The 9999-nt window shown below is 67.0% G+C and carries 14 protein-coding genes; all 14 read left to right on the top strand.

Annotated features, from left to right (window positions below; genetic code table 11):
- Position 1 precedes the first annotated feature (1 nt).
- Positions 2-1264 (top strand): flagellar basal-body MS-ring/collar protein FliF, encoded by a 1263-nt coding sequence (gene fliF / locus MNBBLIKP_RS03025; protein WP_088307329.1) that lies wholly within the window; start codon positions 2-4, stop codon positions 1262-1264.
- Positions 1251-1652 (top strand): hypothetical protein, encoded by a 402-nt coding sequence (locus MNBBLIKP_RS03030; protein ID WP_088307331.1) that lies wholly within the window; start codon positions 1251-1253, stop codon positions 1650-1652. Before fliF ends, MNBBLIKP_RS03030 begins: the two co-directional genes overlap by 14 nt.
- Positions 1649-2344 carry a hypothetical protein gene (locus tag MNBBLIKP_RS03035; RefSeq protein WP_088307333.1) on the top strand — a complete coding sequence of 232 codons (696 nt, stop codon included), beginning with the start codon at positions 1649-1651 and terminating at the stop codon, positions 2342-2344. The genes MNBBLIKP_RS03030 and MNBBLIKP_RS03035 overlap by 4 nt, the downstream gene beginning before the upstream one ends.
- Positions 2341-3660 (top strand): FliI/YscN family ATPase, encoded by a 1320-nt coding sequence (locus MNBBLIKP_RS03040; RefSeq protein ID WP_088307335.1) that lies wholly within the window; start codon positions 2341-2343, stop codon positions 3658-3660. Before MNBBLIKP_RS03035 ends, MNBBLIKP_RS03040 begins: the two co-directional genes overlap by 4 nt.
- The gene (locus MNBBLIKP_RS03045; protein ID WP_088307337.1) at positions 3657-4124 is read left to right on the top strand and encodes a hypothetical protein; all 468 of its coding nucleotides are present in this window, start codon (positions 3657-3659) and stop codon (positions 4122-4124) included. Before MNBBLIKP_RS03040 ends, MNBBLIKP_RS03045 begins: the two co-directional genes overlap by 4 nt.
- Positions 4121-4849 (top strand): hypothetical protein, encoded by a 729-nt coding sequence (locus MNBBLIKP_RS03050; RefSeq protein ID WP_088307339.1) that lies wholly within the window; start codon positions 4121-4123, stop codon positions 4847-4849. Before MNBBLIKP_RS03045 ends, MNBBLIKP_RS03050 begins: the two co-directional genes overlap by 4 nt.
- 1 nt (position 4850) lies before the next feature.
- Complete coding sequence (locus MNBBLIKP_RS03055; RefSeq protein WP_088307341.1) at positions 4851-5252, top strand: flagellar hook assembly protein FlgD; 402 nt, start codon at positions 4851-4853, stop codon at positions 5250-5252.
- A 19-nt stretch (positions 5253-5271) separates the two neighbouring features.
- Positions 5272-6465 (top strand): flagellar hook protein FlgE, encoded by a 1194-nt coding sequence (locus MNBBLIKP_RS03060; protein ID WP_088307343.1) that lies wholly within the window; start codon positions 5272-5274, stop codon positions 6463-6465.
- The gene (locus MNBBLIKP_RS03065; RefSeq protein ID WP_088307345.1) at positions 6462-7232 is read left to right on the top strand and encodes a FliM/FliN family flagellar motor switch protein; all 771 of its coding nucleotides are present in this window, start codon (positions 6462-6464) and stop codon (positions 7230-7232) included. Before MNBBLIKP_RS03060 ends, MNBBLIKP_RS03065 begins: the two co-directional genes overlap by 4 nt.
- A 3-nt stretch (positions 7233-7235) precedes the next feature.
- Positions 7236-7598, top strand: coding sequence for a FliM/FliN family flagellar motor switch protein (locus MNBBLIKP_RS03070; RefSeq protein ID WP_088307347.1), 363 nt, complete (start codon positions 7236-7238; stop codon positions 7596-7598).
- A complete protein-coding gene (locus MNBBLIKP_RS03075) occupies positions 7595-7957 on the top strand; it encodes a flagellar biosynthetic protein FliO (protein WP_088307349.1) in 363 nt (120 codons plus the stop codon). The genes MNBBLIKP_RS03070 and MNBBLIKP_RS03075 overlap by 4 nt, the downstream gene beginning before the upstream one ends.
- Positions 7954-8679: a flagellar type III secretion system pore protein FliP gene (gene fliP, locus MNBBLIKP_RS03080; protein ID WP_254912899.1), complete on the top strand. Its 726-nt coding sequence runs from the start codon at positions 7954-7956 to the stop codon at positions 8677-8679. Before MNBBLIKP_RS03075 ends, fliP begins: the two co-directional genes overlap by 4 nt.
- Positions 8679-9437, top strand: a complete 759-nt coding sequence (locus MNBBLIKP_RS03085) for a sigma-70 family RNA polymerase sigma factor (protein WP_088307351.1) — start codon at positions 8679-8681, stop codon at positions 9435-9437. The genes fliP and MNBBLIKP_RS03085 overlap by 1 nt, the downstream gene beginning before the upstream one ends.
- A gap of 5 nt (positions 9438-9442) precedes the next feature.
- On the top strand, positions 9443-9999 hold a 557-nt coding region (locus MNBBLIKP_RS03090), incomplete at its 3' end, for a tetratricopeptide repeat protein (protein WP_140420515.1).

The raw sequence follows: 9999 nt of genomic DNA on the forward strand, positions 1-9999 counted from the left end.
CATGGCCGAAACCCGATCCCTTACCGCTGCCGACGGTCGCCGCCAGATGCTGTTGCTGGGCGGCGGAGCCTTGCTGCTTGCGCTGGTCATTACGGCGGTGTGGTACCTGTTTATTCACACGCCCTATGTCGCCGCCTTTACCCAGCTGAAGACCGATGACGCCGCGCTGATCGTCGATGAGCTCAAGAAGCAAAAGACCCCCTATGAACTGGCCGAAAGCGGCAGCACGATCCTGGTGCCGCAGGATCAGGTCGATGCCGTTCGGCTGGCGATCCTGGGCGGAGGGCTGCCGCTGAAGGGGACGGTCGGGTTCGAACTGTTCAACAAGAGCGACATGGGGCTGACCGAATTCGCCCAGAAGATCAATTACCAGCGCGCCCTGCAGGGCGAACTGGCGCGGACCCTGATGACGCTGGACAATGTCGAAAGCGCACGGGTGCATGTCACTCTGCCCGAAGACGGCGTGTTCCGCGATGATCGCCGTCCGGCCAAGGCCTCGGTCACCTTGATGCCCAAGCTGGGCACGTCGATCGATGGCCAGACCATCGTCGGCATCCAGCGACTGGTCGCTTCGGCGGTGGAAGGGCTGGATGCGATCAACGTGGTGGTGCTGGACGATGCCGGACGCCAGCTGAGCGGAGAAGCGCGGATCGAACTGCCGGGCCTGCCCGAGGGTGCGGGCCGCAGCCCGCTTGAACAAGGCTGGGCGAACCGGGTTCGTCAGGCCGTGGCCGGGCAAGTGCAGGACCCCAGGATGCAGATCCACGTGATCGTCCCGGCCGGGGCAGAACAACTGGCGGCAGCGCCGTCTCCCGCGCCGGGCGCAACCCCCGGCGCAAAGCCCGCCGCCGCGCCGCGCCGGGCCTATCCGGTGGCGATCACCATGCTGCTCTCGCGCGAACCGGAAGCCGGGTTGAAGGCGCGGCTCTATCCGCTGCTGCAGGCCCAGTTGGGGATCGGCGATCATCCGGCTGACAGCTTTGATCTGCTTGGTCAGCCGGGCTCCTCTCCGTTCGAAGTAGCCCAGCCCGTGGCCACCGCCAGCGGCCGCGCGCGGCCAGTGGCGAATGCGGATACCGGGCAAGGCCTTGATTTCGCCTTTGGCGGAGCGATCGCGATCGGGCTGGGGCTGGCTGCATTGGCGCTGGCCCTGGTGCTGCTGGTGCGCCGCCGCAAACCGCAGCTTGATGCTGCCGGGCGTGAGGCATTTGCCGCGCGCCTGCGCGATCTGCTGGACGAGAGGGCCGGGCATGGCCAGGCCTGACCGCGCCCTGCGCCGCCAGGTGGCCCTGCTCCAGGAACTGGATGAGGGTGACCGGCTGGGCGTGCTGGAATTGCTGGGCGAGGTTGAACGCGAACAGGTACTGTCCCTGCTGGCCGGGGGAGCATTGCAGTCCGTCTCGCGCAGCGCTGATGCCGCCCCCACCGGCGCACTGGTTCTGCCAGAGGGGCTTTCACCGTGGCTCTGCGAACGGCTCGGACAGGCCGGGGCCGAGGGCGGGGACAGCTTTGCGATCACAGCCCACTGCCAACAGCAATTGCGTGCCTGCATTGCCGAACTGGTGCCGCAACCGGCCCGCCCGCGTCCGTGGTTTGCGCGCCTGTCCGAACAGGTCAAGCGCCGCTTGCCCGGCAGTGAGCAGGCCGCATGACCCGGGTGATCAAGGCCGGGATGGCCCCTGCCGGGCTGATCCTTGCGCCGCTGCGGGGCGAAGCATTGCCCCGCGCCGACACTCCGCTGAACCCGTCACCGCCCCATCCGCTGGAGCTTGAGGTTGAGCACCTGCGCGCCGAACTGGCAGCGCGCGATGCCGCGATCGCGGATCATGCCGAAGCCCTCATCCTGGCCCGGGCCGAAGGCGAAGCGGCCGGGCGGGAAGCTGCCGAACTGGATTTCACCGCCGACCATGCCGAAGCGCTGGAACGGCTGGATGATGGCATCGCGGCCGCGCTGGCCGATCTGGCCCGCGAACTGCCGATGGCGCAGGCGCTGGCCCTGCTCACCCTGCGTGAGGTGCTTGCCCGGCTGTTTGGCGACCCGGGTGAGCGCGAGGCGCTGCTGGCCGGGCTGCTCAGCCACCAGCTGGACCGGATCGGGCGCGAACTGGCGGTAGTGATCGAAGTATCGCGGCTCGATTTCCCCGACACCCGCGATCTTGACCGACTGGCCGAGCAGACCGGGCTGGGCGCGGATCGGCTGAAGGCGCTGATCGATCTGCCACAAGGCGCGTGCCGGATGCGGTTGCGGCTGGGGACGATTGACCTGGGCATCGACCGGCAGTGGGGCGCAGTGCGCGCGCTGCTGGATGAATTCACCCTGCCACCGGGCGAGGCCGCAGCATGATGCCGCACCCGGTGATCGAACGGCTGCGCCAGCTCGATACGGTCGGGCGGCAGGGTCGTCTGCTGCGGATCCTGCCCAGCTGGCTGGAAGCCGATGGCCCCAATGTCGCGCTGGGATCGCTGTGCGAGATCGGCGAGGCCGAGGGGCTGATCCCGCCGGTGGTGGCCGAAGTGGTCAAGGTCGATCACGATCACATCGCCCTGGTGCCCTATGGCGAAACCGCCATGCTCGCCGCCGGGGCTCCGGTCCGCGCGCTGGCCGAGGATGCAGCGGTGCCGGTCGGCGATGGCTTTTCGGGGCGGGCGATCGATGCGCTGGCCCGGCCGATCGACGGACAGGGCCCGATTGCCGCCTGGCACAAGGCTCCGCTGTTCGACGGGCTGCCTGAACCGCTGGAACGCGCCACTCCGCGTGAACCGCTGGTCACCGGAATTCGCGCGCTTGATGGTCTGCTCACCCTGGGCAAGGGCCAGCGGATCGGCATTTTCGCGGCGAGCGGCGTGGGCAAGACCAGCCTGATCGCCCAGCTTGCCCGCCAGGCCGAGGCGGACCGGCTGGTGCTGTGCCTGGTGGGCGAACGCGGGCGCGAGGTTGAGCAGCTGTGGAACGAGGATCTGCCCGCTGACGTGCGCGCCCGCACCACCATGGTGGCCGCGACATCGGACAAGCCAGCCGCGCTGCGGATCCGCGCGGTCTATCAGGCGCTTGCCCTAGCCCGGCACTGGCGCGCGCGGGGCGAGCATGTCCTGCTGGTGCTGGACAGCGCCACGCGGCTCGCCATGGCGATGCGCGAGAACGGCCTGGCCGCAGGCGAACCGCCAACCGTGCGGGCCTATCCGCCCAGCGTCTTTTCCGCGATCCCCCGGGTGATCGAACATTGCGGTGCCCTGACCGCGGGCGGGGCCATATCCGCCGTGTTCACCGTGCTGAGCGAAAGCGACGAGGTGGACGACCCGATCTGCGAAATGATGAAGAGCCTGCTTGACGGCCACATCGTCCTGTCGCGCGCGATGGCGGAACGCGGGCAGTTTCCCGCCGTTGACATCGCCCGCAGTGTCAGCCGCAACATGCACCGGCTGGTCAGCGCACAGCAATTGGCGCATGCCCGCAAAGTGTTGGGACTGATCGCCACTTACGAAGAATCGCGAACCCTGATCGAATCCGGGCTGTACAGCGCCGGATCGAGCCTGCCGATCGACGCAGCCATCGCCGCCAAGAGCGCGATCGATGCCTTTCTGGCCCAGCCGCAGGATGAATGCGCCGCCGACGACGCGACCCGCACTGCTCTGGCCAGCCTGGCGGGAGGCGCGGGATGAGCCGGACCGAACGCCGCTATCGCTCGCTCGCCACAATTCTCGAACTGCGCGGGCTGGTCGAACGCCGCGCCAAATCGGCAGCCATGGCCGCCGAACAGCGCGTGGCCGAAGCCCGCCGTCAGCAACAGGCCGAACAGGACCAGCTGACTTCCACGGTTGATAGCTGGGCCGCATTCACCGCCAGCGCCCGCTTTTCGCCCGAACTGGCGCTGGGCTGGGGGCAGGCGGTCAACCATCAGGTCGAACGGGTAGATGCCGCCGGAACCGCGCTGGGCGAGGAGCAGGCCGCGTTCCTGCGCAGCCAGCACGAACACCGCCGCGCCAATGCTGACCGTGAATGCGCCCAGGCGCTGTGGCGCAAGGCCCGGTTGCGGTTCGCGGCCTGGCGCGAAGAACAGGTGCTGGCCGAACTGGTCGATGCCGGAACCCGCCAGCGTCTGACCGGAAAGCGGGGCGCACGATGAAGATCGATCCCACCCCGATCCGGCCTGCGCTGGCCCCGGCAAAGCCACTGATCGGCGGCCCCGGCGCGTCGTTTACGCAGCTGCTGGAAAGTGGCAGCAGCGCCGCCAGTGTCATCGCTGACCGGGCGCTCAGCTTTGCCGAAGGCGGCGTGCTGGGGGTTCATAGTGCGGTCCTGCTCGATGCGGCGGCAAGCACGGCGGGGCCAGCCGATGCGGCCTCTCCCCCGGCCCGGCCAGAGCGGTTCGCGCCGTGGAGCGGCCCTGAACTGATCGCCGTGGCCGATCTCATCGGCGGCCCTGCCGGAGCGCAGGCTCCAGCGGCAGCTGCGGCCAGCCCGCTGCAGGCCGGGCCGATTGCCGCCGATCCGGCACCGCGCGCGGCCGCTCCCCCGCTCCAGACGGCAGCCCAGACGCTGGCACTCGCCGCTGCCCCGGCGGCCCGCCCAGCCGCGGCTGCGCCCGGCAGCGCCCCGGCCATCACCCGCCGCGCCGCCTGGTTCCGGCCGGGCGAGCCCGAGCAGGCAGCCGGCCAGGTGCAGTTCGAACTTCACACGCAGGATGCTCAGACCATTGCAGTGGTGACTGACATGTCATTCGACCGGCTGGACGAACATGATCTGGGCCAGATCCGCGAACGGATCCTGCGCGAATTCGGCGTGACTGTGGGACGAATCGTGGTTAGATCGAAACAGGGAATTCCTTTGCGGAATCAGGGAGGTAATTGACATGGCTGTAAGTGCCACATCCTCAACGGCGGCGGTCGCGCAGAACGCCTATGGGTTGCAGTTCGAATCCCTGCTGAAGATCATCCTGACCCAGCTGACCTATCAGGATCCGCTGAAGCCGATGGACAACACCGAATTCGTCTCGCAGCTGGCGCAATTCTCCCAGTTGCAGCAGACCCAGTCGATGAACGATCAGCTGACCGCGCTGCTTTCGGCCCAGGCCGCCACCCAGGCAACTTCGCTGCTGGGCAAGACGGTGGACATATCGACCCCCTCGGGCGCGATTTCGGGCACGGTGCAATCGGTCGCGTTTGCTTCGGGTCAGCCCTCGATCGCGATCAAGCTCGCCACCGGCCAGACGGTGTCGAACCTGCCGATCGCAAACATTTCGCAAGTTCGCTAGTTTTCGGAAAGGGACGCGCATGCTCGGAGCTATCTATACCGGCCTCAGCGGCCTTGAAGCCTTCAGCAAGGGGCTTCAGACGATTTCCAACAACGTCACCAACCTCAACACGCTGGGTTACAAGGCGACGACCACCAAGTTCAGCGACGTGTTCAGCTATGGCGGCGGCGGGCTGACTTTCTTTGGGGACGAAAATTCGATCAAGGTCGGCAACGGGGTGCGGTTCAGCGACGCCAATGTCGATTTCGGCCAGGGTGACCTGCAACAGACCCAGGGCGATCTGGATCTGGCGCTGCAGGGCAGCGGGTTTCTGGTGCTGATCAACCAGGGCAAGACCTATTATTCGCGCACCGGCCAATTCGTGGTCGACAAGGATGGCTATATCTCGCTGCAGGGCAACAGCGACTATCGCCTGGCCGTGCTGGACAGTTCGGGCCGCGCGGTGGCGATCAATCTGGATACCAAGCGCACCAGCAAGCCGGTGGCCAGCACCACGATCAAATTTGCCGACAACCTGTCCTCTTCGGCCACCACGGCCAGTGTGGCCGATCTGTCGATCTTCGATTCGCTGGGTGGCAAGCAGACCTGGCAGGTCAAATTTGACAAGGACTCCACAGTCCTGGGCCAGTGGAAAGTTACGGTGACCGACCAGACCGGCACAGAGATCGGCACCACCAGCCTCAAGTTCACCGGCAGCACGGTTGATCCGGCCACCGCCAAACTGACCATCACGACCACGCCGACCGGGGCCGATCCGCTCAACGTGGTGCTCGATTTCTCTTCGGGGGTCACTTCCTTCTCGGCCGGTTCCACTTCGACGCTGCGCGCCGCATCGGTCGATGGGCAGGGCGTGGGTTCGCTGACCAAGGTTACCGTGAACAGCGAAGGCAAGATCGCGATCACCTATTCCAACGACAAGACCGACGCGCTGGAAGCCGTGGCCATCGCCGATTTCCGCGATCCCCAGCAATTGCGCCGGATCAGCGGCGGGTTCTTTGAAAACGACGGCAATGGGCCGGTCCGGCTGATCGCCAGCGGGGTTGAAGGGGTGGGCCGGTTGCTGGCCAAGCAGCTGGAAAGCTCCAACACCGATCTGTCCAAGCAATTTGGTGAGCTGATCCTAATCCAGCGCGGCTTCCAGGCCAGTTCGCAAGTGGTCAGCGCATCCAACGACATGATCCAGCAGCTGTTCGGGATTCGGGGCCAAGGGTGAGCTCTACCGCGCGCGAATGGTTGCCTGACGACGCCTATTCAAGTCCCGCTCTGGCCGATGCGATCGTGGCTGCGGTGGCCCGCTGGAGCGAACGCTGGCTGGGTGCCCGTGCCCCGCTGCCGCAATCCGCGCCCCGGGCCGGGGCCGAGCGCCGCCTTGCCCCAGGCAAGGCCTGGCAGGCGATTGCGCCGGGCGTGTGGCTGGAATGGAGCGAGCCGACCCGGCTGGACTATGCCCGGCTGGCGCTGGACCGATCACCGCGCGACAAAGTGCTGGGCGAACAGGACCGGCAGCTCTTGCTGTTGCTGGCGGAACGGATGGCCACCGATCTGGGGGAGGAACTCGCCGCGTTGCTCGGTGTCCGGCACCAGACCGCTGCTCCTGATCCGGGCCGGGTGCCCCCGCGCGGCTTGCTGGCTGCCTTCAGTGCCGGCAGCGGCACGGCGGCGCTGGAACTGATGATCGACCATCCGGCGCTGGCCGGCTTGCGGCGGCGGCAATGCCCGTCTGCGCCGCGCCCGGTGCGCGCGCCGGTCAGGCTGGCTGAAGCGCTGGGCGACAAGCAGGTGGCGATCGAGGCTGTGCTGGGAGCGGTCCGGATCAGCGCGCTCGAGCTCAAGGAGATCGCGGTGGGTGACGTGGTGGTGATCGACCGGCGCGAGACCGACCTGGTCGAACTTCGCCCCCAGGGGAGCAGCCGCGTGCTGGCCCATGCACAACTGTCCCGCGATGACGGGCACCTGACACTCATGGCAAGGATGAATTGAGGCGTGGCAAAGTTGAATGCAGAAGGCGCCGATGCCCCCGGCGCAGGCGTGATCGAAGCCGAACGGACCGCAGCGGAGCAGCCCTTGGCCGCCAGTGCTGACAACGAACAGCGGCTGATCCAGCTGCTCGATCCCGAACTGCTGGGCGATGTCTCGGTCGAACTCGATGCGCTTTTGGGCAAAGGCTCGATGTCGCTCGCGCGGCTCGCCAGTCTGAAGGATGGCACTGTCGTCGGGCTTGATCTGCCGCTTAACGGTCAGGTCGATCTGGCGCTGAATGGCCGGATCGTGGCGCGCGGCGAACTCGTTGCGGTGGGTGACAATTTCGGTGTGCGCATCACGGAAGTGCTCGCGCGCAAATCATGATTGCCGCACTGCCCTCGATCCTGCCGGTCCTGGCGGGCGCGGCAGGCAGCCCGGCGCTGGCCACCGGCAGCGGCCCCGATGTGTCGCTGTGGCGGGTGGTGCTTGCGCTGGTGCTGTGTCTGGTCCTGGCGGGAGTCGCGGCCTGGCTGCTGCGCCGGCGGATGGGCGCCGATCCGCTCTGGCCGCTGGGCCCGGCCCAGCCCGGACGGCTGCAACTGCTCGAACGGATCACGCTTGGCCCGCAGAGCAGCGCCGCGCTGGTGGCGGTTGACGGGCGCGAGCTGCTGATCGTTTCAGGGGCCAGCGGGATCGCGATCCAGGTGCTGGAGCCCCGGCCCGTGGCGGATCCGGCGCCGTGATTGCCGGACTGCGCAAGATTGCCGTGCTGCCCTTGCTGCTGGCAGCCGGCCCGGCTCTGGCTCAGGCCGGGGACAAGGGCTTTACCCTGACGGCGGATTCAACCTCGCTGGTGCGCACGTCGCTGGTCCTGGGGTTGCTGGCGCTGCTGCCGGCGCTGGTGATCTGCATGACCAGCTTTGTCCGGATCGTGGTGGTGCTTTCGATGGTGCGCCACGCCTTTGGCATGCCCGAAACGCCGCCCAACGCGGTGCTGGTCAGCCTGGCGCTGTTCATGACCGCACTGACCATGGGCCCGACCTTGCAGGAAGCATCAGAACGCGGGCTGCAGCCATTCCTGGCCGGGAGCACGCCGGCTGGTGAAGCGATCGATCAGGGCGCTGCCCCGCTCAAGACCTTCATGCTGCGGCAGGTGCGGGATCAGGATCTCAAGACGATCTACGCCATCTCGCGCCAGCCCCTGCCGGTCAGCGCGGCCGATGTCGGGCTGATGCAGCTGGTCCCGGCCTTCATGCTCAATGAACTGCGGGTATCGTTCACGATCGGCTTCGTAATCCTGCTGCCGTTCCTGCTGATCGATCTGGTGGTATCGGCGATCCTGTTGTCGCTGGGCATGCTGATGGTGCCACCAGCCACGATTTCGCTGCCACTCAAGATCCTGATGTTTGTGCTGATCGATGGCTGGTCCTTGTTGCTGCAAGGCCTGCTGGGCAGCTTTCACTGATGGCCTCGCGCCCCTCCGCAACCCATGGCGAAGTCATGGACGCGGCGGAGCGGGCGCTGTGGGAGCAGCTGCAATCGGACAGTCCCGAACGCGCACGGCAGGCGTTGTTCCGGCAATACCAGCCACTGGCCCGGCGGATCGCCTGGCGCTTTATGCGCGATGATCCGGCCACCCCGGTTGAATTTGCCGAATTGCTGCAACTGGCCAGCCTGGGCCTGCTGGAAGCAATCGACCGCTATCGCCCCGAACGCGCCGTGCCGTTCCGCTATTTCTGCCCGCGCCGGATCGCGGGGGCGATTGCCGATGGCGTGGCCCGGCTGTCAGAGGTCAACAGCCAGATTTCCACCGCGCGGCGGATCCGGCGCGAGCGGACCCGCAGTCTGGCGCAAGACCGCGCGCAGCCAGCCACCCTGTCGGAAAAGCTGGACCTGATCGGCGATATTGCCGCTGAACTGGCCTTGGGGCTGATGCTCGAAGGATCGACCCTGTACCAGGAGAGCGAGCGCGACCCGGCGCGCGATGCCTATGAAACGCTGGCCTGGAACCAGGCCCAGCGCCAGGTCCGCACCGCGCTGGAAACCCTGCCCGAACGCGACCGGATGGTGATCGGCTGGCACTATCTCGACGGCCTGCCATTTGACGAGGTGGCCAACCTGATGGGGCTAAGCAAGGGCCGGGTGTCCCAAATTCACAAGGCGGCCCTTGCCTTATTGCGCAAGCGGTTGTCTGCTAGCGGCCTGATACGGCTTGAAGGATGAGTGCGATGGAAGAGCAGAACGGCACCCTGTGCCCGGACGGTCGGCTGAATGCAGTGGTGGCGCAGCTGCGCACCGATGACGAAGGCGGGCTCGCCGCCATCGCCACTTTGCTGCAAAGCTGGCCGCTTGATCCGCGGCTGCATTTCCTCAAGGGTTCGGTGCTGGCCGGGCTGCAACGCTATGAAGAAGGTCGCGGTGCCATGGCCCGCGCGATCGAGATCGCGCCCGATTTCGCGCTCGCCCGGTTCCAGCTTGGCTTCCTTGATCTCACCTCAGGCCGCGCGGTTGAAGCGATGGGGGTGTGGCAGAAACTGGGCGACCTGCCCGAGGACGATGCCCTGCGGATCTTTGCCGAAGGGCTGGCCAACCTGGCGATCGACAATTTTGCCGAAGCCGTGCGGCTGCTGCGCCGCGGCATGGGGCTCAACACGCAGAACCCGCTGCTCAATGCCGATATGCAGCTGATCCTGGACGAGATCGAGCCCAAGCTGGCTGCCCAGCAACTGGCCGGTGCCGCCACCGACCCCGCCGCCGCTGCAGATCCCGCCCCCGCCGCCCAGTC

The sequence above is a fragment of the Novosphingobium sp. B 225 genome (assembly GCF_002198665.1).
Classification (GTDB): domain Bacteria; phylum Pseudomonadota; class Alphaproteobacteria; order Sphingomonadales; family Sphingomonadaceae; genus Novosphingobium.